The sequence below is a fragment of the Vibrio rotiferianus CAIM 577 = LMG 21460 genome (assembly GCF_002741985.1).
Lineage (GTDB): Bacteria > Pseudomonadota > Gammaproteobacteria > Enterobacterales > Vibrionaceae > Vibrio > Vibrio rotiferianus.
In genome coordinates, this window is record NZ_APHW01000028.1 from 67101 (window position 1) to 91042 (window position 23942).

Consider the following 23942-nt stretch of genomic DNA (forward strand, 5'->3'; position numbering starts at 1 on the left):
CGTTAATCCTTAATCCATATCTCTTGTCTGCGTTCAACTAAGTTAATTCCATTACCACATCGCACTGCCGCCTCAACTCGATAGAACACTTGATTATCAAGTTTTTTATCGCCCCCGTTGCATTCAAGACGAACCAAAGTACATTTTCCAAAATTGACTTCTTTCACTATTTCAGTGAACTGGCCATCAACGTCATCGTGGCAGTGACTCCCTACTGAGGGATCGGCTTCCCCCAAAGGATATATTTCTGTTAAAGCCCACTCTGTTGCCGATTGAGCAAGAAACCATGCCTGCGTACCAAGGAACTCTTTTGTCACAAGAGTTTGGTTTGACCAATTTATCTTGGTGATCGACGTCGCCATATAGCCCATAACAACAATGACGAATAAGCTAACAATAAAAACATTGCCTCTTTGGTGTTTATTTCTATGGGACATTGAGTACCTGCACATCTTGTTGATAAACACTCTCCTCTCCATTTTGTTCAAAGGCAAATTTTAGATAAACAATGCCGCCAATCTGTAGGCTAGTGTTGGTATAATTAAAGGCACTCTTCGAAGCATCAATATCTTCAACTGGCACACCATTTCTTGTTAGCAGGCCACTGTCATTAGGTAAGACAGGCTGTACAATACAGTACCGAATCGCAGAATCTGGTTTATACAAATAAATACGAGCAGCAATGGATTGACTCGCTAATGGCAAAGGCAGAGCGAAACTATAAAACTGCGCGTTACCGTCACCATCGTCGCTGTGTATTGATAGATCACTATCAATAGAAAAACTATTCCATGATACTGTACCAGTAGGGGGATTAAACAAGTCTTCATAGCGCGTTGGATTAATAACGAGCCTTAAATTTTCAGCGCTTTTTATCGTTCCACCCGGAACTTGCTCGCCGGTAACAAATAGCAAATTTGAAGTTCCAGGCTTCTCAAAGTAATACCCCGAGTTATAAGTCGGAACAAACTCCAAACACTCTGAACCACCAGAATTAGTGATACGGAAACTATTTGGAACTGCATGTCGAATTTCGCGCGAGAGTTTTTCCAATACAAATTGAGCTTGGGTTTGAATGCGTTGCCGTGAGTTTGCATCGACAAAACCTTTGACACCGACTTGCACGTACCCTGCAATCCCTAGCATGATAATACTACCGATAACGATAGTGACCACCATTTCAATAAGCGTAAAACCTTTACTCTCAGCTCGCATTAGTAATTACCTCTGTCGCCAAATAGAGACATAACTTGTGCGTTACTCGCAAAGATTTGTAATTCAACACGCCTCATTTTCGGGATAGCTTCGCCGTTCACATCCTTTGTTTTTTCAGTCACAGAAACCTGTACACGAAAGTTTTTGTATGTGTCATTGGCACTCAAACCGATTACATCTTGCAAAGCGTATTGAGGCATGCCGGCTGGGCAATCTACTTTTGTTTCGCTAGTAAACCAACAACCGATATAATCATCGACATCATTAAATGTGGCAGGGGTTGATTCACCATCATCTGTGTCAGCTTTGAGTTCTGAGCAATCCGGCGCACCTTCTTCACCACAGCGTAGCCAACCGCCATTGATATCACTATTGTGGTCAAAATTACGCGATAGTATTTGAGACATCATACTTTGCCCCAGAGCGACCGCGCGAGATTGATAATGTGAGCTAGAAGCCTCTTTTATTGGAGGGATTAGGGCAGAAGAAAAAATGGTCATAGCGATCCCCAACAAAACAATCGCGATGATCATCTCAATCAGAGTCATACCCAATTGCTCTTTTGGAAATCTTTTCATGAGCAAGTTCTCTTTTCTACATAACCTTGCGAATTAATATGTATCGAACATGTTTTACCACTACCATTCTCTGTAATTTGAATCGTAGGTGTCGCACCACTTGGATTTCCCAATAAATTAAATTCAAGCTCTAGATTAGGAGAGAATGAAACCCCATCTGGCATAAACCAGTCACTTCTTGATGCAGTTTGAGACGAACATGATGCTTTTGAACCAATGCAGTTATTCGTTACGTTTAAGATAAAGTCATTTTTGTCAACGATAGTAGTATCGCTAAGGTTGGATTGCATGCGATTGACTTGTACCTGACGAATAACCGCAATTGCCTGATCCTGTACCGCTGCAGCAGGAATACCCGCGCTTAGATAGCGACTGGCCGCATACAACGATACAACAGATAGAATAACGATCACCATGACCAACTCAATAAGAGTGAATCCCGATGAAATATGGCGAGCTTTCATAGGGGCAACCTTACTTCACGACAAGCGATTAAATTATAAGCAAAAAAAGGGAGGGATATTGGGTAAAGATCACACTTTTATATTAATTTGTGAGCACATTGTTAATTGTGAGAATTAGTTTTTACTTCTGCCCATTTCTTCTTCAATACGATCATAAGTCTGTTTATTACTCAGCGTTTCAGATACATGCTCTGCTGTTTGCTTGGTCTGCTCCCACTTAGCTTCATATGCTTCTGGCTCAAAGCTGATAAACCTTGGCAATACCACATAACCAATCACACCCAAGATGATTAGTACAACCACAAACTCAATCGCACTAAGACCGGATGATTGACGCATATGTACCATTCCAAGATTAACCAAGGTATAGAGATAAAGGCCAGACTAGCTGGCCATTATTAGTTCGACTTAACAACCAGAGTCCGTGATTGTCGTTTTTGCGGCTTTGGCAGACGTTTTGTCTGTAGCTTGGGTGTATTCAACATAACAGTTTGTATTTGTGATGTCTGATGCTTTTGTTGGAGCAGAATCTTGCTTAAAGCCAATCAGCATCTTTTTGTTTGCTGTATCTTGATAATAAGACCAATCTTCATCCAAACCAACTACCGCATTACCAAGTCCCTTATCTGTCGCTGTTGGGTAACCAAATGCAGCAGAAATACTTCCATCAACATTTGATGTTGTTGCTGTTTCTACACCTTCGACCGCAGCTTTACCATAAGTAATGCCTGCCGCACCATCGATAGCACCTTTTAAGCCTTGGATCGAAGCTTTTCGTGCATCATTTTGTAAGTTAAGGAAGCGTGGCGCAGCCGTTACCGCTAGGATACCTAGGATCACAATTACCACCACAAGCTCGATAAGGGTAAAACCACCTTGTCTTTTCATTGTTTCTCTCTCTTTTGTAAACATGCAGAGTGACTGCAACGTTAAGGTCACGCGACCATTTGTGTTATTGCCTAAATTAGTGCCGATGGTTACGAATCACTCACTAGTTAAGCGAAATCTGGATTGATAAATTTGCAATGTGTAACAGGATAATTAGTTTACAAATTTCCAATTTTTTAATACGAAGTTATTATACCGAACTAGCGTCTCATTTATAGCACTAAAGTGTCAAAAAACTTACCTTGCCGAGTTTTCGACATCAATTTGCAAGTGGTTAGCATTAAATGTCACGAATACCAGCTGTTGACTTGAATACCTGTACATACAAAGGTACTCATCACCTTTGGTAATCAGTTTTATTTCTGACAAATTAGCCCTCATAATCTTACGCTGAGGGTAATGAATCGTTAACCAACTATCACAATCAAATTGTTCACTCTCATCAAGCGGCAATACTAGCCCTGCGTCAGTCATTAACAATATTGAGCCATCGACCTCGATCGAATCTGGTTCGCCCTTCATCAACCAAATACTTCGATAACGATTAACACTATCTAGCATCCAATTTTTGGCTAGACTTGCTCCTGTATCATCTAACTCTTTTTGCAGAGGAGCCAAACTCTCTAGCAGTGCGACTAGCACCGCAGCGACAAATGTCCCCCACATTATAAGCCTTGCACTTTCTCGGTTTTCAATCACACTTTAGCCTTTGATTATATCGAGCATACCCCACATAGGCAGGAAGATACCCAAGGCTAATACCATAACCATACCCGCCACAATCACCAAAAGTAGCGGTTCTATTCGTGCAGTTAAGGTCTTAAGATCATAATCTACTTCTCGATCATAAAAGTCTGCGACCTCGAGCAATAATTCATCAATTCGACCCGTTTCTTCACCGACGGCAATCATCTGAATAACCAGAGGTGTAAAAATTTTACTATTCACTGCCGTCACAGAAATAGTGCTTCCCGCTTCGATGGAGGATTTCATCTCAACGATTCGATTCTCTAGGAACTTATTGCCCAGCGCCTCACCAGCCAAAGCCAATGATTGGTTCAGCGGCACACCTGACTTAAGCATCAGTGAAAAAGTTCGAGAAAAACGAGAAAGCTGAGCACGATTGACGATATCACCGACAATAGGAACTCTTAGTCGAAACTTATCAAATTTTTCTCGCCCATCTGCGGTAGCTATCCAAGCTCGAAAAACGAGGAATGCTCCAACAATCAGAGCAATGAGCAAGCCCCAGTAATTAACGAAAAAGCTCGATGTTGCAATTAGCACACGTGTTGGTAAGGGAAGTTCGACGCCAAAACGAGTAAACATGGTAGCAAATTGCGGAATCACAAAAATATTCAAAATGAACATTGCGATCGTGATAAATACGATGACAAACGTCGGGTACCGCATTGCGGCTTTGATACGTTTACGAGTTTCTAACTCTTGCTCATAGTAACTAGCCAACTGCAATAAAGCTTGATCTAAACGACCGGTGTTTTCACCCACATTGATCATGGAGACAAACAAAGGGCTAAACACTTTGCTGTGTGGCTGCATTGCAGCAGATAGTCCTCGGCCGTTACTAAGCTCAGAGACAACATCTTCAAGCGCATCTTTTAACTGTTGATTTTCACAGTTTTGCAATAGACCACGCATAGAACGCAGCAGTGGTACCCCAGCTTTAGTTAAACTGAATAACTGGCGACAGAACAGAATAATGACTTCAAGAGGAATCGCAGGTACAAGCAATTTAGATAAACTAAAGCTACTAGCATTAGATGCCTTTCTTAACTGAATATTTAGAGGAATAACCCCTTTATTCATTAATGCTTCCGCGGCTGCCTCTTCATTAACGGCATCAATCTTGCCTTTGGTCGCCGAACCAGTCAGTGTTCGGCCTTGATAACTGAATGTTGGCATCTAATCACCTACATTAAGATTGCATCTGCTTTACCAGATGAATCGCCTTCACCAAGCGCCATGACTTCATCAAGGCTAACAACACCTTGCAAAGCCAGCTCCATCGCGGAAGCCAACAAGGGCTTGTAGGATGTTGATTGACGAGCCGCTTGTGCAAAACCAACCGCATCGTTCGCTCGCAGCTTATCCATCATCTCATGCTCTAATTCCAACATTTCAAACACGCCGATTCGGCCTCGATAGCCGGTTAAGTTACAGTTCTGACAGCCTTTTCCTTTATGAAAAACAGCATTTAACTGATTAGGGAAACGTCCTGACAACCACTGTTGCCGAGACTCGTCGACAACATCTTCAGTCTTACAATCAGGGCAAACTCGGCGAACCAATCGTTGAGCAACAACCGCACGAACTGCACTCGCAACAAGATAGCCAGGTGCACCCATATCTATCATTCGTAAAGCACTATCTACTGCATCATTGGTATGCAGCGTACTCAAAACTAAGTGGCCTGTTAAAGCTGCACGCAAACCAATCTCTACCGTTTCTTGGTCTCGCATCTCACCAACTAAGATGATATCTGGATCTTGACGAAGGAAAGTACGTAGTACTCGTGAGAAAGTAAGATCAATTTTATTATTGATCTGTACTTGTGTAATACGTGGTAGGCGGTATTCCACAGGGTCTTCTGCAGTAATGATCTTCTTACCCGGTTCATTTAACTCACTTAATGCACCGTATAGCGTTGTCGTTTTACCCGAACCTGTTGGGCCAGTCACTAAGATCATGCCATGCGGGCGAGATAACTGACGGCGTAAACGAGTCAGCAAATCAGCAGGTAAGCCTGAGTCTTCTAGTTTTCGTAGACCTGAAGACTGGTTAAGCAAGCGCATTACCACAGATTCGCCATATTGAGTTGGCAGCGTCGACATACGAATATCGATGGATTGACCACGAACCTTAATGTTAAAGCGACCATCTTGCGGCAAACGCTTTTCAGAAATATCTAGGTGTGCCATCAGTTTAAGGCGTAAAACTAAGGCTGATGCGACATTGACTTCATTTAGGATGGTTTCATGCAAAACACCATCAACACGCTGACGGAGACGAAGCACTTTATCATCTGGCTCAATATGAATATCAGATGCACCCACCTGCACGGCATCTTCAAACATTGAGTTAACCAACTTAACAACCGTAACTTCTTCACTTTCCGTCTCTTCAATACCATAATCAAACACATCAACATCCTGATGCTCGGCTTGAAGCTGTTCGGCGAAAGAGGCGATTTCCTTAGTTCGGCGATAATAGCGGTCAAAGCTTTCCACCAATTGTCGCTCAGAAGCAATAATAAACTCTAAAGCGTATTCACCGAGCAAGTTCATTAACGATTCTTGAGTGAACAGATCCGCAGGATCGCTCATGGCAACTCTTAACGTATCACCGTTTTGCGCAACCACCATGGCACGTAAACGACGAGCATGAACTTCCGGTAAAAGTTGCACCGCATCAGCATCAATTGGCGCACGGCTTAAGTCAATGAGCGGTAAACCTAATTGCTGAGAGAGAAAGTTCAGCATTTGCTTTTCAGAAATAAACCCTAAAGCAATCAAAGCATCGCCTAATTTTTGCCCTGTCTCATGTTGGCTGGCAAGGGCTTGCTGCACTTGTTCTTCTGTAACAATGCCCTCTTCAACAAGCAGGTCACCAAGACGCTTCCTTAATTGGATTTTCATTCTGCTCCCTCCAGCTGCTTCAAGATACTCAGTCTATCTCTAATAAATGCTTGAGATTGATTAGACACGCCCACTTTTCCTAATGCTTGCTGGTAGGAGTAGACCGCTGCTTTGATTTGGACTTTACGCTCTTGCTGAATGGCTAACCCAAGCCACCAGCGGGCATTCTCAGGCTCTCTTTGCGTTAAAAGCTGATAACTTTCTAACGCGAATTCCGTTTGTTTCTGCTTTTGAGCCAAAGCAGCTCGCATTGCCAAATAATCTCGAGTTGGGTTATCTGGCATAAACACTAATGGACTCAATGCCGCTTCAGGCTGGTTTGCTTTCACTAACAACTTGGATAATGCAAGCCTTAGTGGCTGGTTATCGTTGTCTAACTTAATACCAGCCTGAAGGATCTCGTACGCCTTTCTGGTATCACTTTTACCAAAATATAATGCCGCTAGTTTTTGTCTCGCTTCAATATTCGATGGCTCATACCGCAGCGCTTCTGCATAAGCGGCCATGGCTTCTTGCATATCATTTGAATCCATCGCTTTACCAGCACGATTCATAGCTTTAGTAGCGAGTTGTTGATGGCTTAGTTCCACCTGCTCAATATGCATCGAGCTCGCTTCATCAACGACTTCCAGTGGCTCATTACTCAGCGTCGCTGGTTCTGCTATTGATTGATTATCTTCTGCCACCACTTTTTTAGGCATAGAAGCAAGAGGTTGAGGAGAATAAATTTCTTCGGTCGCTATCTGCTCTGATTGGTTAGCGCGAACATGACCCACTTCAATGTTTTTTGTTGCAACAACTTGCTGTAATTGAGGCGTTGTTTTGGTTGTTGGAGAGCTAGCATCTACATTTGCCACCTTTTTAGCCACAATATCAGCCCCTGCTAATACCACTTCATTAACGTTGTCCGGCGTAGGCGCTTGAGATACGGCCCACCCTCCGATAGCCAAACTCATAGAAAAGCCCGCAATTAACCATAACCAGGGCTTTCTTTTAGCAACGACCGGAACTTCCGCTCTTGATAGCTCAGGTTTATGCTCCTTCTCTGCTAGTTCAGATAAAGCTTTGTTAATTGCACTCAAGATCGGCTCCATCCCCAGAATATCGGGGTCTTAAACTTTGGTTTACAGGCATCAAGGGTGTCATGCATTGCCGCGTAAACGTGTTGATTCTTAATTAATGTACAGCGGTCATTAAACGCCGTGAGTAATGATTTATGACAAATCTGATTAATTAGCCTAGGAACCCCAGAAGCAGAGCGCCATATTGCTTTTTTCTGCTCAATGCTAAAAATGTGCGCCCCATTTCCCGCTTTATTAAGTCGGTTATCCATATAGGCAACGCCTTCATCTAAATTGAGAGTACGTAATTCACAATTGAATGTGATGCGCTGTCGGAACTGCCGCAAATTGTGACTTAACAGGCGCTCCTCAAGTTCAGGCTGACCAAACAAAACTAACTGGAGTAGTTTGTCTTTCTCGGTCTCTAGATTCCCAAATAGGCGCAAAGTTTCTAATGCTTCAAAAGACAGTGCTTGAGCTTCATCAACAATTAAGACGGTTCTTTTTCCTACTGAGCGAACACAGATCAATCGTTCTTGAATAAGCTCCACAACATTTAGCGGATCAGCATTTTTAATTCCAAGCTCTCTAGCCACCGCTAGTTGCAATTGAGCCCCTGTAAGCGCAGGGTTTGGCAAGTAAATCAGCTCGGCATCATCTTCAATTTGCTCAATCAGCTTTCGACAAACCATGGTTTTGCCTGTTCCCACTTCCCCAACCACTTTGATGACACCCTCTCCCATATGAATCGCTGCGATGATGGTTTGAATGGATTCATAATGAGGAGCTAACCCCAAAAACAGTTCTGTATTTGGGGTTAGTGAAAATGGTTGTAAGCGAAAACCAAAATGCGATAGATACATACGCTTATCAGCCCACTAGTTTAAGTGTTGACTGCATTACTGCGAATCAGGGAACCACTCTTGCAGCAAGTCACGCGAGCGCTCTAGTTCTTTCTGCCATGAGTTAACGCCAACGACCGTTGGTTTCAACAGAATAACGAGCTCCGTTTTTTGAGTGACGTCTGCCGTATTCCTAAACAAATGTCCCAGAGCAGGTATATCACCCAAGAATGGGACCTTTGATGTTTGATTCACGTTTTGTTGTTTCATCAAACCGCCAATCACCACAACATCACCACTTTTCGCTCTAATTACAGAGTCAGACTCACGGACCGAACTTTTTGCCAATGGTAGCTGAACATTTTGGAAATCACCGCCTAAATTGAGCGTTTTTAACTCTTCCTGAACTTCGATAACCGCAGGGTGAACATGTAAGAACACACTACCTTTATCATCAATCTGAGGTGTTACGTCTAGAGAAATACCTGAAAAGAATGGCGTTAACTCCACTTCAGGAACCGCATTAGAATTCTCTCCGTTTCCTGCATTACTAGATAATTGAGTCACAAAGTATTCATCCGAACCTACTTTTATCACCGATTTCTGATTGTTGGCTGCTGTAATTCTCGGGCTAGAAAGGACATTCAAATCCCCTTGTGTCGACATAAAGCTCAGAACTGCATCAAAGTTGCCATCTGAGATTGTGATATTCGTTTGACCACCGAGAAGCGTGCCGATAGCATCTAGTCCAGGTAGAGTTGGGATAGGTACACCAGCACCTGGAAGGGTTCCATCCGGATATGGGCGTCCAATCGAAATACTGCCAGACCCTCCAATTGAAGCTGATATATTTGACCAGTTGATACCTTGCTGATAACCATCACTCAAAGTCACTTCCAGAATCTTTGCTTCTAGAATAACTTGGCGTTGCATGCGTTGTTGAGAAACACCAAGGAACTCTCTCACTTCTCGGATATCATCAGGAAAAGCTCGTACTGTAATAACACTCGCTTGAGGCGTAACAACGACACTCTGACCATTTCCAGAGCCTATGAGACTTGCTACAGCTTGCTGTAATGCAGGCCAAAAATCACTTTCCGTCAACGTTTCAATGCGCGTACCGCCATTCGCAACAGTCGAGCTATCACTGCTTGAATCAGAATTTGAACTAGATTCGTCTGAATTGCTACCAGAGCTAGATGTACCTGCAGATGCTACAGAACCAGTAACTATACTAGTCAATGAGCGGCCAGAGCGCTTAAACTGCAAATAGTCGACAGGAATCGTCACCGTCCGCATACCCGCGGGATACACCTGTAAAACCTTGCCAGATTTGACCACATCATAGCCATACATGTTTTGCACGACATTCAGCACTTCATCAAGCGTCACATCCGTTAAGTTAACAGTAATTTTTCCTCTTACTGCAGGATGAATAGCTACGCTATACTCCGTCCCCTTTACGAGAGAAGCAAAGAAGCTTCTGGCTTCCACTGCATTAGCTTGAATTCGAAAGCGTTTTACCATGCCTTCAGAACCAGAAGCACTCGATTCAAGATCTGGCATCAAATCAGCTTCAACGGAAGAAGGGATTTCATCAAGCTGTCTGCTATTTGACTCGTTGATTGACTCGTTAAGAGCTTGCTTTACTTCTACCGGGTCTCTATGACCCATAGAGCATCCTGCCAACGAAGCAATCACAACTGCTATCACTAATTTACGCATATCTGTTTAGGCTCTGATTTTTATTGTTTTACATTTAAACGAAAAAGCTCGAGTTTCCAGTCTCGGTCACCACGCTTTAAAGTCACATATTCACTATTAATACTGGCAACACGGTAACCATTTAAAGAATGCCCTTGTTCTACGATCTTATTGTTAATAATTGCAATACATGGCATATCTGGCTTACACACAATACTATTTAGTGTTGGCAATCGATACTTCCGTTTTACTGTTGAATTAGCTTGAGTTGGTTTCTCCCAACCTAGAGGTGCCGTAGGATCTTGTTCAGCGGCACAAATGCTCGGCGCGCTAATAGAACCGATAATCATCGCTAGGACTATTTTTTTATCCACCGATAAACTCCTCTTGAGAGCCCAAAGTGTATACTTCCAACACCAAATTAGCCTTTGGGTAATCCTCCACTTGGTAAGTGAAGTTGCGCCAATAATAACTCACTGGAAGTTGTTCAAGTTTCTTTAGATAACTGGCAATAGAAAAGTAGTCACCGCTCAACTCTAGGCGTACAGGGTGCACGTAATACCCCGAGTACTGCGCCGCCTCTTTATCAGACGTAATTGGCTCTGCTTTCAATGTATTCAAGCTGATCAAATGCACTCCTGATTGCTGCTCTAAAACACTTTGTAGCAGCTCTGCCATTTGAGAAGGTGTAATCAAGTGCTCAATGATTTGCGACAGTTGCATTGATAAGTGCTGACTCTCTGATAGTAATTGTGCAATAGCTTGATCAACTTCAGCATTGGGATCTTTCTTCAATTGAGCTTGAACACGTAACGTTTCAATTTCAATCTGTTGATTACTCTGCTTTTGGGTATTTAGTTGCCTATTGCTGCTATTTACACTATCTAACTTCGGCTCTAATACCATAGTAAACAGCAACATAACTATCGTCACGAATCCACAAGCAGCAATTAGCCCTTTCTCTCGTGCGCTTAATTCGTCAAAGCGCTCTTCTAATGAAGACCAAACATCATTCATTCTTGTGTCTCCTTGCGAGTACTCAACTCAAATGTCACTACCCCTTTCTCGGTACGACCAATCGCAACATCATCAAAGGTGCGCCCTACCAAGCTAATCTCATTCTTGAATTGCCCCACCCAATCAGGTATAGCTCGAGGTGTCCTTGCGAGACCTTTTATATCAAGTTGCTCTTGGGCAATATGAATACCTGAAATAGAGATGTTGTTATTACTTAACTTCGCAAGAGAAGTCATAACACCTGAATAACCAATGCGCTGTGAATCATCATACTTGCCTACAGCAGTTAGTGAATCTCGCTTAGCTTGAACCTCTTTTTCGAGACGAGCTTGCGCAGCTAACTTGTTAGCATCAGGCTTAAGCTTTCTCAATTGAGCGTTATAACGGTCTAGTTCTGATTTAAGAATGTCACCCTTACTTTTGGCGATATTTATTTGGTCATCAACGCCTTGATATTGCCAACTGACATAGCCATATGACAGCACAATAACCAACGCTGCTGCTGCCCAAGACATCGCAACATTTTTAAGAGTAAGCAACCTCTTTTTAGGCTTCAGGTAGCTAGGAAATAAGTTAACTCGCCACTCAGAGACAAGTGATGCCGTCTCCGCTAAGACATGACCTGATAGCTCATGCGCTTCTCCAATTAAGGCTGATACTTTGGTGCTAATTCGGTAATTTAGAGACTGCGATAGTTCGTTTTCATCCTCTTCATCACAACATACTTTGAGCTGATGTAGCTGCACATTGCGAACCTGTGAAGATAAATAGTCAATTGAGCGTTGAAGCTCTAGTGACAAACTATCCATCTGTAAATCAGTAGATGGCACCCCCGTCAACGGTGATGTCACACTTCTTATCGTGCGGTTAAACATCATTGTATGTTCAACAAAGGCGCTGATTCTAAAGTGCCCCTTACATGAACGTTGCAGCAGTAGAAAATTACCCAATTCCCCTGACGCTCTTCCCCACACTTCATCTTCAGGAACGATGGTGTTAAGTGACAACTGATAGCGTTCAGAAAGCAACATCAATTTATCTAAAATCTTTCTTGGCAACACATAAGTTTGAACTTTCGTCGAGTTGGGTAACTCCACAGCATCAGCAACGATGTCAATCGCTCGTTCTGATATCAACTCCTTTAATAAGAATGGCAAGGCTGACGGCCACTCCTGGCGAGGCATAGATGGCTTATCAATCTGATAGATCTGATAGAAATTGTGTGACAAGACAACTGTCAGTGAGTCATAAGAGCTAGCAGCAACACTTAAAGCCTGTTCGCACGATTTCTCCCAATTTCCATCAGAGATATCAAATCTGGCTGGGCTAGCACTTTTTGCTGACGCGGATAAATAAACAGCATCAGGCTGTATCACCATAAAGCAGGTTCTTCCACCAGCAGAAGAACCAGTAATTCTATTGAGTAATCCGTGTAGTCTTTTCATTCTTATCTATTATTTTTTCGCCAGCGATTTCTGCGCCCAGGCTTAATCTGAGCATCAGATTGAACTTCTTTCTTAGCATCAATTATTGGAAATAAACGAACTTCAGATGAGAAATAACGTCCTTGTACTCCATATATACCTAGTTCAACTAGAGCATCTAGCTCTTGTTTGCTTTCAACTCCAACTGCAATAATCCTCGTACGACTATTTTCAGCGGCTCCTAGCATGCTACGAATAAACAGTTGGTTTTCATGTCTTTGGTCTATTTTTGTCACCAAACTACGGTGCAGCTTGAGATAATGGATGTCCACCTCTTTTAGGTAATGCGTGCTCACAATCGTACGCCCCGCTTGCCCAACGATTAGGCGACACCCCAAACCAGACAGCATTTTAGCGACTGGCCGCATAAAATCTAAGTGTCTTACAAATTGCGCCTCAACAAACTCAAAAATGAGACACTTTCGGCTCTCTGTTGACAACTGTAGTAGTTCATCCCGTAACCACTTAAAGTGTTCTCGCTGCCCAAAAGGGGGAACATTTAAATTGATGGTAAAATGGGTATCACCGTGGCTTTGTTGCTTATAATGCTGTAAAAACTGAGTCACGACAGCACGGTCCATTTGTGCTTCGTAACCAACCTGTCGGACAGCAGAGATAAATCGAGAGGCCTTCACAATCCCATTCTCTGGATCCTGAATACGGCATGTTACCTCTTCGTGAAGCACTTTTTTATGCGACGAATCACTTATTGAAAAAGCAGATTGTGCGTAGAGTATCACATTTTCAGGCGTTAATGCTGCATCAAAAAGCGTACGCCACCTGACACTACCTCGAACGTCCTCATAATGACTCAATTTCTTGAATCGACTCCAGTTATTGTTATTTTGTAATTGAGCGCTACGTAAAGCTGTCTCCGCTTCATCGATAATTTGGCTATGACGCTCACCTTCCTTGTACATCGTGATGCCAATATGGCACCAGTTATCAATGTCTAAAGGCGCTGGAGGTACTAACTTTTCGAGTTGACGAATACATTGAGATGCAAGATTGGCGACATCTTTGGCAGACTGATGCGGCAAAAACAAAGCAAAGTCAGCCTCATAATAACGAGAAAAAACCACATCAGGAAAACGCTGAACCAGATTAGAGATTAAGCTCCCTACTTCGACAATGAAGTCATCGCTAGACTGCTTATCTAGCTCTTCTTGAACCGATTTCCAATCTTGAATACGCAGCAATAGCACGGCCCCTCTTGAACCACTTTCAAGCAATGCCGATTCAAGTTTGCTGTCAAAAAGGACACGGTTTGCAGTACCTGTTAACTTATCAAGAAACGTCTGCGTACGAATGAAAGTATCGAATCGACTTCTTTCTTGGCGAGCATCTTGTAGTTCCTCAATCAAGACATCTAAGGCTTCGCTAGCAGTATACGGCCACTCTCGTTCATCACCTTTAGCATATTGCTCCACTCGTCCTGCTAGGATCATACGACCACGCTCTTCCAGCATCTCTGAACCAGCTAGCTGCTCTTTCAGCCATGCTACACCACGCAGCAAGCAAAAGATGATCAATACAACAGCTAAAGTGATAGACCATAGCGCTTGCATGGAGTAGCCATAACCTAAATAAGGAGGAACCACTTTAAAATGAATGACGTAGTTTTGGTTATGAGCTAATCGATAATCTTGTTCAAACAAGATCGAAGGGTCGACATGATGTGATGTGTCTTTGAAACGATACACAACTGCATCATTCGCGAATAGAGTCATTTCAACGATGTTACTTGCCTGCAGCATCTTCGGCATCCAGCGCTGCATAGAATAAGCCGCGTCAGGATCTTCCATCTCTTTGTCAACGACCTCAACAATCCCTTCTAAATAGTGATTGAGATACTCTTGTCCGAGTCGTTTGAAAGAGAGGGTGCCACCAACAAACAAGATAAACATTGCGCATATTACGATCATAGTGACAAAAGCCACCAGTCGTGTGCTTAGCTTTAGAGTAGGGGTATACCTCATGAATACCAAATTCCTTTTCTATTCACCATATACCTTATTGAATTACTTATACTTGATAACAAAACACTAAACAATCGGATTAATCTGATTGTGAGACGCTATAGCAAAATCACCATTTTACTACGCATTGAAGAGCTAAAAATGCGATCTGATGCAGACGCTCTTCCAAGCAATAAAAAAGCCGCGATATTCGCGGCTCTTTACTAGACGTATTGCTTAGAACGGAATATCGTCATCAAAATCCATAGGCGGCTCATTGTATTGCTGCTGTGGTTGCTGCGGAGCCTGTTGTTGAGGTTGCTGCTGTGGAGCATTATACTGCTGCTGAGCAGGTTGCTGAGGTTGACCCCAACCACCTTGTTGTTGTTGCTGCTGTTGCTGACCACCACCCATCGGTGCGCCACCTTGAGCACGGCCGCCAAGCATTTGCATAACGCCGTTGAATCCTTGAACAACAACTTCTGTCGTATAGCGGTCTTGACCATTTTGGTCTTGCCATTTACGTGTTTGAAGTTGACCTTCAACGTAAACCTGAGAGCCTTTGCGCAGGTACTCACCAGCTACTTCAGCCAATTTTCCAAACAAAGCCACACGGTGCCACTCTGTTTTTTCACGCTGTTCACCAGTCGCTTTGTCACGCCATGACTCTGAAGTTGCAATCGTGATGTTTGCTACAGCACCACCGTTAGGCATGTAACGAATTTCAGGGTCGTTACCAAGATTCCCCACCAAAATAACTTTGTTAATTCCACGGCTGGCCATGATGTGCTCCGTTTCACTCTGGATGTATTAAAAATTAAGCGCATTAGAATAACACGCTTTGCTGACTTGATTAAAGCCCAATTAGATTGTCAGTCATTCACCAAATATCTGGAACTAAAATCTCTTTTCTTGATTAAGGAGTAGCAAATGTGAATCACATTACATCATTCGTTTCTTTAGGCTTTGAAACTAAACGCAATTCTCTTCAAAGCCACTAGTTCATTTGCAGATTTGATGTCACCGTTATTCCAATCATATTAACTGGAGTAACCTGCTCATGAGAAAATCTGCTTATGCGAGAAAACTCTTTCTTATCAGCTTAAAACAAGATGAAAGTTCTCAGCTAACACAGCTGAAGAAATATGCTGATATGGATATTCCTCTCATTGGTATTGATGACCTTATGGAAGCCAACCCTAAGCACCGCAATAAGATCTTACTCATTGATTTTGAAGAACACAAAGACTTGATTCTTTCGATTAAGAATCTTCCATTAGTATGGAAGAACTTTGAAACAATCATATTTAACGTCCCAAAACGCCTAACTACGGACGAGTTACTCTCGTTCGGCCAGCTAAAAGGACTGTTCTATAAAGAAGATAGTGCTGAAAATATCGCAGAGGGATTCAAAGAAATCATAAACGGCCAAAACTGGTTGCCTAGGAATGTCACGAGCCAACTTTTGCACTACTATCGCAATGTCGTCAGCTCCCATACCACTCCAGCAACCGTTGACCTCACCATTCGCGAGTTACAAGTTTTACGCTGTTTGCAAGCAGGAGCCTCCAATTGCCAGATGGCAGAAGAGTTATTTGTCAGTGAATTCACAATAAAGTCGCACCTATACCAAATTTTTAAAAAGTTATCCGTCAAAAATCGGGTTCAAGCGATAGCATGGGCAGATCAGAATTTGCTGTCATAAATCCCTGTTTTCGTACTTTATTCATAATAATTACACATCGAGCATGGTAAAGTACTCCAATATCTACAGGCTAGATAATCGAATAACAAAGGATCATATATGATAAAAAATGCTTGTTCCCCGCAGCGGGTTATGGGACCCGCTTTCTTCCCGCAACTAAGTCTATGCCAAAAGAAATGATGCCTGTCGTGAACAAGCCACTGATTGAATACGGTGTAGAAGAGGCGATCCAAGCGGGTATGAACGGCATGTGTATCGTAACAGGTCGTGGCAAGCACTCTATCATGGACCACTTTGATAAAAACTACGAACTGGAACATCAGATCAGTGGAACCAACAAAGAAGAGCTATTGGTTGATATCCGTGAAATCATTGATTCAGCTAACTTTACCTACATCCGTCAACGTGAAATGAAAGGTTTAGGCCATGCAATCCTAACAGGCCGCGAACTAGTTGGAGACAACCCATTTGCAGTAGTTCTGGCTGATGATCTTTGTGTAAACGAAAAGGAAGGCGTTTTAGCTCAAATGGTCGCACTGTTTAAGCAATTCCGTTGCTCAATCGTTGCTGTCCAAGAGGTTCCCGAAGAAGAAACTCACAAATACGGCGTTATCTCTGGTGAGATGATTAAAGACGATATCTACCGCGTAGACGACATGGTAGAAAAGCCAGAGCAAGGTACTGCGCCAAGCAACCTAGCAATCATCGGTCGCTATATCCTGACTCCAGATATTTTCGAACTGATTGAAAATACTGAACCTGGTAAAGGTGGTGAGATCCAAATCACTGACGCATTGCTTAAGCAAGCGAAAGCAGGTTGTGTATTGGCGTACAAATTTAAGGGTCAACGTTTCGACTGTGGTAGCGTAGAAGGTTACATCGAAGCCACAAACTACTGCTTCGAAAACCTGTACCTAAAAGACGAAAAGAAGTCTGAGCTAGGTAAACACGCAACGAAGAAAGAAGTATAAATAGCTCAAACTTACTGATTCTAAAGCCCAGCTAAATGCTGGGCTTTCTTTTACTGTTTTTTTGTCCAGTATTTTCTTTGCACATTTCTCACACTATGTAATACTTGCGTCACTTGGTTATACATAGAGCAAAAACGATGGATAAAATAGAAGTTCGTGGTGCCCGCACCCATAACCTCAAAGACATCAACCTCACTATCCCCCGCGATAAACTGATTGTCATTACTGGTTTGAGTGGTTCTGGTAAATCCTCTCTCGCATTCGATACTTTGTACGCTGAAGGTCAAAGACGTTACGTAGAGTCGCTATCAGCTTACGCGCGCCAATTTTTGTCTCTTATGGAAAAGCCAGATGTTGACCACATCGAAGGTTTGTCTCCTGCTATCTCGATTGAGCAGAAATCAACATCACACAACCCACGTTCTACCGTCGGTACCATTACCGAGGTATACGATTACCTGCGTCTACTTTACGCTCGCGTTGGTGAACCTCGTTGTCCGACGCACCATACGCCTCTGGCCGCTCAAACCATCAGCCAGATGGTCGATAAAGTCTTAGAGTTGCCAGAAGGCAGCAAAATGATGCTACTTGCTCCTATCGTGAAAGAGCGTAAAGGTGAGCACGTTAAGACACTGGAAAACCTAGCAGCTCAAGGTTTCATCCGCGCACGTATCGATGGTGAAACTTGCGATCTTTCTGATCCACCACCACTAGAACTGCACAAGAAACACACTATTGAAGTGGTTGTAGACCGCTTTAAAGTTCGCCCAGATTTGCAGCAACGTTTAGCTGAATCCTTCGAAACCACGCTAGAGCTTTCTGGTGGTATTGCGGTTGTGGCACCAATGGACGGCGAAGGCGAAGAAGTGATCTTCTCAGCCAACTTTGCTTGTCCAATTTGTGGCTACAGCATGCAAGAACTTGAGCCTCGATTGTTCTCTTTCAACAACCCTGCTGGCGCGTGTGGTACCTGTGATGGTTTGGGCGTGCAGCAATATTTCGACCCAAGCCGAGTTATTCAAGATGAAACGCTGAGTTTGGCACAAGGTGCGATTCGAGGTTGGGATCAAAAGAACTACTATTATTTCCAGATGTTGACAGCGCTGGCGGATCATTACGACTTCGATCTTCACGCACCATTTAACTCTCTACCAAAGAGAACCCAAGACATCATTCTTAAAGGGTCGGGGCGTACTGAAGTTGAGTTCAAGTACATTAACGACCGTGGTGACATTCGCGTTAAGCGCCATCCTTTTGAAGGGATCCTGAACACACTTGAACGCCGTTACCGCGATACTGAATCTAACTCGGTACGTGAAGAGCTTGCAAAATACATATCTACTAAGTCTTGCTCAAGCTGTGGTGGTACTCGTCTGCGCCTTGAAGCTCGTAACGTCTTTATCGCCGATACGACACTACCCGAGATTGTTGAACTCAGCATCGCCGACGCATTGGAATTCTTCCACACTTTGAAGCTCGAAGGTCAACGCGCCCAAATCGCTGAAAAAGTGATGAAGGAAATCAATGATCGCCTGCAGTTCTTGGTGAACGTAGGCTTGAACTACCTCAACTTATCGCGCAGTGCAGAAACCCTATCGGGTGGCGAAGCTCAACGTATTCGTTTAGCGAGCCAAATTGGTGCTGGTTTAGTGGGTGTCATGTACGTTCTGGATGAGCCATCAATTGGCCTCCACCAGCGTGATAACGAACGCCTATTGAAAACCCTGACCCACCTAAGAGATTTGGGTAACACAGTATTAGTGGTTGAGCACGATGAAGATGCGATTCGTTGTGCTGATCACGTGATCGATATCGGTCCAGGTGCAGGTGTACACGGTGGTAACGTGGTCGCTGAGGGTACGATGGACGAGATCATCGCCAATCCGAACTCACTGACTGGTCAGTACCTCAGTGGTGCGAAAGAGATTGCAGTACCAAAAGAGCGTACGCCACGCGATCCAAAGAAAACCGTTGAACTACTTGGTGCGACAGGTAACAACTTAAAGAATGTCGACCTTTCCGTTCCTGTTGGCTTGTTCAGCTGTATTACGGGGGTATCTGGTTCAGGTAAGTCGACTCTGATCAACGATACCTTCTTTAAGATCGCCCATACCCAGTTGAACGGTGCAACAACTGCGCACCCTTCACCATACAAAACAATCAAAGGGTTAGAGCACTTCGATAAAGTTATCGACATTGACCAAAGTCCTATCGGTCGTACGCCACGTTCAAACCCAGCAACTTACACGGGAATCTTTACTCCGATTCGTGAACTTTTTGCGGGCACGCAAGAGTCACGCTCTCGCGGTTACAAGCCGGGGCGCTTTAGCTTTAACGTACGCGGTGGTCGCTGTGAGGCCTGTCAGGGCGATGGTGTAATCAAGGTGGAAATGCACTTCCTCCCTGACGTCTACGTTCCTTGTGATGTGTGTAAAGGTAAACGCTACAACCGCGAAACACTTGAAGTACGTTACAAAGGCAAGACCATTGATGAAGTACTGGAAATGACGGTAGAAGATGCACGCACTTTCTTCGATCCAGTACCTGCTATTGCTCGTAAGCTGCAAACTCTGATGGATGTAGGTTTGTCTTACATTCGTTTAGGTCAAGCAGCAACTACATTGTCAGGTGGTGAAGCTCAGCGTGTGAAACTGGCTAGAGAGCTGTCTAAACGTGATACCGGCAAAACCTTATACATTTTGGATGAACCGACAACCGGACTGCACTTCCACGATATCCAGCAGCTACTAACCGTACTGCACCGTCTGCGTGACCACGGAAATACCGTTGTCGTCATTGAACACAACCTTGATGTAATTAAGACGGCAGACTGGATTATCGACTTAGGTCCCGAAGGCGGACAAGGTGGCGGTGAGATCATCGCGCAAGGAACACCAGAAGATGTGTCTCAGATCGAAGGTTCGCACACCGCTCGCTTCCTTAAGCCTATGTTGAATTAGAAAAAACAGGTAAAGTAAAAGACCAGCCTTCGCTGGTCTTTTTTTAATAGTAATGGCGTAATTTCATGGCAACGATACATGTAAGTGGCACAAAACTTTCTCCAAATAGAGTGAAAGCGCCTCTAAATCGCAAGTTTCTTATTTCTCTCACTGTTGTTTTTCTACTTGCGATGCATATATTTATGCCAAACCCTGGCGGATCAGGGCTTGCCCTCTCTTTTAACGCCACAACTTGGATTGGTTTGAGTATCAGCCTTGGAATAGGCTTATATCATTTAGCAACAAATAGAGAAGTAAGATACTCAAAATTAACCATTGGCCTGCTATTTAGCGGTGTGATCATTTCCATACCTGTGCTTTTCCCCAATGCGAATATTGAACACTCTGCAAATCAGCTTATCGGTCTATGGACTGGGTTGATATTATTCGTTTTGCTACAACAATTTAAATTCAGCAACAAGCACAAGCAGAGACTCTTGTGGTTCGTCGTACTCGCGGTGATCATTGAGTCACTGTTTGGTTTCATCCAGTTTGTAGTATTGCAACCCGGTAATATCTTTGGATATGACACAGTTGCCAATAGACCATATGGTATTTTCCAACAACCAAATGTAATGGCTAGCTTCCTAGTAACAGGGTTAGCGATTGCAGGTTACCTTTTAGCAAGACAACCTTATAAGTATGAACGTAAGCTCAGTGATATTATTATTTTGTACTTAGTCCCTATTTTGACTATACCGTTAGTTATCGTACTCGCATCTAGAACAGGGTGGCTGAGTTGCATTTTTGTTTTGCTCTTACTAATTCCATATCTATTCCGTTTTACCACTAAAAAACGACTAGTTTGCTGGCTATTTTCAATCCTGATTGGCCTTATGATTGGCACCACATTAGCCATCGTTAAAAATGAGAGTAGTAACAGCCTCAGTCAAAAAGCAACAGCTTCCGATGACATAAGAAGTACGCTCTATAAACAAGGGCTGGATATGCTGATCGAGAAGCCGTTTACTGGCTATGGTTACGGTAACTTTGAATCCTCATACATTCTGTATACAGCTAGACAGCATGCATTAAATGAAAACTACCCTAGCGGTTTACCAGCTTTGGATCACCCACATAATGAGTTGCTATATTGGGGGGTAGAAGGGGGATTGCTGCCAATTATTGGCATTACACTGGCTGCTGGCTTGGTGCTTTTTCGTATTTACCATGCAAAAAGGGGAACTCGCCTAGCTATTCTTGCTTTGTTTATCCCTATTTTGATGCACTCACAGCTAGAGTATCCGTTTTATCATTCCTTCATCCATTGGGTAATCTTTGTTATTTTACTTTATTGGGTTGATCAGAGAGTCTCTCGATATAGAAAAGTTCATTTTAGTAAAGTTACAAAAAGCCTGCTGAGAGTCTGTAGTATAGTTATACCCGCTGCTATCAGCTTTTACATGTTAAGTGCGCTGCATACCAACTATGTATTAACCAAGTTTGAAACCACGCGCCCGACCAATCCGGATATCTTAAATCAGGTGACGAACCCCGTGGTTTGGAAAGATCGTTTCGATTGGGATGTATACAGCACTTTCTTAAACATCGGTTTATACAAGCAAGATCCAACCTTGATTCAGCCTTACATTGATTGGTCTTTGGAAATCATTAAAGACAAGCCACGCCCAGCGTTTTACAACAACTTGATACTGGCATATCAAGGGTTGGATGACACAAGCAAGGCAGAACAAATTCGTGCAGAGGCACAGTTCCTGTTCCCTAAAATTGATTTCAGTGGCGTCAACTATCAGCCACCTTCTCAAGCCATCTCTACTTCACCAACACCGGCTTCCGGTGCTGAGCAATAAATGCAAAAAAAGCGAAGGAATGACCTTCGCTTTTCTTTAGCTCATGACTGAGGCGGTTTATTCAGTCAGAGACTCTTCTAACGCTCGCAAACACAAAGCAACATTTTCAGGTCGAGCACCATAGCCCATAAGTCCAATTCGCCATGCTTTACCCGCCAATGCACCAAGACCTGCACCAATCTCTAGGTTGTAGGTTTCAAGTAAGTGATTCCGCACTTTTGCTTCATCAATTCCTTCAGGGACATAAATCGCATTAAGCTGTGGTAGACGATGTTCTTCTTCTACCACGAATTCAAAACCTAGTTTTTGCAGACCCGCTTTAAGCTTCTCATGCATTAACTGGTGACGCGCCCATGCATTTTCTAAGCCTTCATTTTTAAGGATAAGTAGAGCTTCATGTAGCGCATACAAACTGTTCACCGGCGCTGTGTGGTGATAACTGCGCTTGCCTTCTCCGCTCCAGTAACCCAGCACTAAGCTTTGATCCAAGAACCAGCTTTGAACCGGTGTCGTCCTGGATTGAATCTTCTCAATAGCAGCTGGAGAAAGAGTGACTGGTGATAAGCCAGGAACACACGACAAACATTTTTGGCTGCCCGAATACACAGCATCTAACTGCCACTCATCAACGTTAAGGGGCACACCACCAAGTGAGGTTACAGCATCGACAATCGATAGCAAACCGTATTGCTTCGCCAGCTTACCCAAGGCCTGGGCGTCACTCACCGCGCCTGTCGACGTTTCTGCATGAACAAAAGCAAGAATCTTCGCATCAGGGTGCTGCTTTAACGCTTCTTCAACTTTATCGACCGATACAGGCGTTCCCCACTCGTCATCGACGACAACCGCTTCGCCACCAGCACGAACCACGTTTTCACGCATACGCTCACCGAAAACACCATTGCGGCAGACGATGACTTTGTCGCCCTTTTCAATCAAGTTGACAAAGCACGTTTCCATGCCTGCACTGCCCGGCGCAGAGACTGCAATGGTAAATTCATTTTCCGTTTGGAAAGCGTATTTAAGCAGTTGTTTTAGTTCATCCATCATAGCAATGAAAAGTGGGTCTAGGTGACCAATTGTTGGACGGCTAAGCGCTTGTAAAACCTGAGGTGAAATATCAGATGGACCAGGTCCCATTAAAATACGATGTGGGGGAATAAAGCTTTGGATCGGCATGTCAGCTCCTTGATTGCAGTCATTCATCCCGAGCGTTATAAAAGTTCTATGTAAAATGCTGGCTCAGGCATCGGAGTTTTCACCCTAATAGATTTTTCCTCTATCGGCAATTAGCCCTAAGTATAGAGGTCAAACCACTGTCACAAATTCGTTAATAAAAACTTTCATAATGGTTGAGATATTGGTTGACAATGTGACAGCAAAACCGTTCAATGTTTAAGCTTTATGCAGAAGAGGAGCACTACCCAGGCAGGTGATTTGTGGAGCCGCAATTCCAATACCAATCACTCAGGGGGAGTAGTGCCGAGGTAAGTCAAAGTTGCAGGATTTGACTTGTCGGTTGACTTGGGTTGAGTCCCATCAACTGTCATCAGCGCCGTATGATGAAGAGCTTCTGAGGGTAAATTTTC

At 43.5% G+C, this 23942-nt stretch carries 22 protein-coding genes and 1 riboswitch; of the genes, 4 read left to right on the plus strand and 18 right to left on the minus strand.

The genetic code is table 11. From position 1 onward, the window contains the following. Positions 1–2: 2 nt before the first annotated feature. The 17 genes from B853_RS13260 to B853_RS13340 all read right to left on the minus strand — a co-directional run bounded on the left by B853_RS13260 (position 3) and on the right by B853_RS13340 (position 15650). Positions 3–437 (minus strand): MSHA biogenesis protein MshP, encoded by a 435-nt coding sequence (locus B853_RS13260; protein ID WP_038884599.1) that lies wholly within the window; start codon positions 435–437, stop codon positions 3–5. Continuing rightward, on the minus strand, positions 427–1215 hold the full coding sequence (locus tag B853_RS13265) for a PilW family protein (RefSeq protein WP_010450491.1): 789 nt from the start codon (positions 1213–1215) through the stop codon (positions 427–429). The genes B853_RS13260 and B853_RS13265 overlap by 11 nt, the downstream gene beginning before the upstream one ends. Then, positions 1215–1793 (minus strand): type IV pilus modification PilV family protein, encoded by a 579-nt coding sequence (locus tag B853_RS13270; RefSeq protein ID WP_038884601.1) that lies wholly within the window; start codon positions 1791–1793, stop codon positions 1215–1217. Before B853_RS13270 ends, B853_RS13265 begins: the two co-directional genes overlap by 1 nt. Then, positions 1790–2257 carry a type II secretion system protein gene (locus tag B853_RS13275; protein WP_038884602.1) on the minus strand — a complete coding sequence of 156 codons (468 nt, stop codon included), beginning with the start codon at positions 2255–2257 and terminating at the stop codon, positions 1790–1792. The genes B853_RS13270 and B853_RS13275 overlap by 4 nt, the downstream gene beginning before the upstream one ends. 114 nt (positions 2258–2371) lie before the next feature. Further along, positions 2372–2596, minus strand: coding sequence for an MSHA biogenesis protein MshA (locus B853_RS13280; RefSeq protein ID WP_038884604.1), 225 nt, complete (start codon positions 2594–2596; stop codon positions 2372–2374). 69 nt (positions 2597–2665) lie between these two features. Continuing rightward, complete coding sequence (locus B853_RS13285; RefSeq protein ID WP_010450495.1) at positions 2666–3145, minus strand: prepilin-type N-terminal cleavage/methylation domain-containing protein; 480 nt, start codon at positions 3143–3145, stop codon at positions 2666–2668. A 237-nt stretch (positions 3146–3382) separates the two neighbouring features. Next, positions 3383–3811 carry an MSHA biogenesis protein MshF gene (locus B853_RS13290; RefSeq protein ID WP_128826891.1) on the minus strand — a complete coding sequence of 143 codons (429 nt, stop codon included), beginning with the start codon at positions 3809–3811 and terminating at the stop codon, positions 3383–3385. A 36-nt stretch (positions 3812–3847) separates the two neighbouring features. Then, the gene (locus B853_RS13295) at positions 3848–5068 is read right to left on the minus strand and encodes a type II secretion system F family protein (RefSeq protein WP_010450497.1); all 1221 of its coding nucleotides are present in this window, start codon (positions 5066–5068) and stop codon (positions 3848–3850) included. A gap of 8 nt (positions 5069–5076) precedes the next feature. Continuing rightward, a complete protein-coding gene (gene mshE, locus B853_RS13300) occupies positions 5077–6801 on the minus strand; it encodes an MSHA fimbrial ATPase MshE (protein ID WP_038884607.1) in 1725 nt (574 codons plus the stop codon). Further along, complete coding sequence (locus tag B853_RS13305) at positions 6798–7895, minus strand: tetratricopeptide repeat protein (RefSeq protein ID WP_038884609.1); 1098 nt, start codon at positions 7893–7895, stop codon at positions 6798–6800. The genes mshE and B853_RS13305 overlap by 4 nt, the downstream gene beginning before the upstream one ends. Continuing rightward, complete coding sequence (locus tag B853_RS13310; RefSeq protein WP_038884610.1) at positions 7880–8725, minus strand: ExeA family protein; 846 nt, start codon at positions 8723–8725, stop codon at positions 7880–7882. The genes B853_RS13305 and B853_RS13310 overlap by 16 nt, the downstream gene beginning before the upstream one ends. Before the next feature lie 36 nt (positions 8726–8761). Continuing rightward, positions 8762–10429 (minus strand): pilus (MSHA type) biogenesis protein MshL, encoded by a 1668-nt coding sequence (mshL, locus tag B853_RS13315; protein ID WP_081641179.1) that lies wholly within the window; start codon positions 10427–10429, stop codon positions 8762–8764. A 20-nt stretch (positions 10430–10449) separates the two neighbouring features. Continuing rightward, positions 10450–10758 carry an MSHA biogenesis protein MshK gene (locus B853_RS13320; RefSeq protein ID WP_373854454.1) on the minus strand — a complete coding sequence of 103 codons (309 nt, stop codon included), beginning with the start codon at positions 10756–10758 and terminating at the stop codon, positions 10450–10452. A gap of 16 nt (positions 10759–10774) precedes the next feature. Then, positions 10775–11425 carry a type II secretion system protein M gene (gspM, locus tag B853_RS13325; RefSeq protein WP_010450504.1) on the minus strand — a complete coding sequence of 217 codons (651 nt, stop codon included), beginning with the start codon at positions 11423–11425 and terminating at the stop codon, positions 10775–10777. Continuing rightward, positions 11422–12870 carry a PilN domain-containing protein gene (locus B853_RS13330; protein WP_038884612.1) on the minus strand — a complete coding sequence of 483 codons (1449 nt, stop codon included), beginning with the start codon at positions 12868–12870 and terminating at the stop codon, positions 11422–11424. Before B853_RS13330 ends, gspM begins: the two co-directional genes overlap by 4 nt. A 2-nt stretch (positions 12871–12872) precedes the next feature. After that, positions 12873–14888 (minus strand): RNase E specificity factor CsrD, encoded by a 2016-nt coding sequence (csrD, locus tag B853_RS13335; protein ID WP_010450506.1) that lies wholly within the window; start codon positions 14886–14888, stop codon positions 12873–12875. Positions 14889–15104: 216 nt separating this feature from the next. Next, complete coding sequence (locus B853_RS13340) at positions 15105–15650, minus strand: single-stranded DNA-binding protein (RefSeq protein ID WP_038884613.1); 546 nt, start codon at positions 15648–15650, stop codon at positions 15105–15107. Positions 15651–15927: 277 nt separating this feature from the next. Between B853_RS13340 and B853_RS13345 the strand changes: the two genes are divergently transcribed. The 4 genes from B853_RS13345 (at position 15928) to B853_RS13360 (ending at position 22353) form a co-directional block, all read left to right on the plus strand. Further along, a complete protein-coding gene (locus B853_RS13345) occupies positions 15928–16572 on the plus strand; it encodes a LuxR C-terminal-related transcriptional regulator (RefSeq protein WP_010450508.1) in 645 nt (214 codons plus the stop codon). Between the two features lie 95 nt (positions 16573–16667). Next, positions 16668–17543, plus strand: coding sequence for a UTP--glucose-1-phosphate uridylyltransferase GalU (gene galU, locus B853_RS13350; RefSeq protein ID WP_128826893.1), 876 nt, complete (start codon positions 16668–16670; stop codon positions 17541–17543). Positions 17544–17680: 137 nt separating this feature from the next. Next, entirely contained in the window at positions 17681–20503 is a 2823-nt protein-coding gene (gene uvrA / locus B853_RS13355; protein WP_038884614.1) for an excinuclease ABC subunit UvrA, read from the plus strand. Positions 20504–20568: 65 nt separating this feature from the next. Continuing rightward, complete coding sequence (locus B853_RS13360; protein ID WP_038884615.1) at positions 20569–22353, plus strand: PglL family O-oligosaccharyltransferase; 1785 nt, start codon at positions 20569–20571, stop codon at positions 22351–22353. Between the two features lie 57 nt (positions 22354–22410). Here the strand turns inward: B853_RS13360 and B853_RS13365 are convergent, their stop codons facing one another. After that, the gene (locus B853_RS13365; protein WP_038884617.1) at positions 22411–23532 is read right to left on the minus strand and encodes a pyridoxal-phosphate-dependent aminotransferase family protein; all 1122 of its coding nucleotides are present in this window, start codon (positions 23530–23532) and stop codon (positions 22411–22413) included. A gap of 223 nt (positions 23533–23755) precedes the next feature. Next, positions 23756–23934, plus strand: a riboswitch (Lysine riboswitch). The last annotated feature ends 8 nt before the right edge of the window (positions 23935–23942 follow it).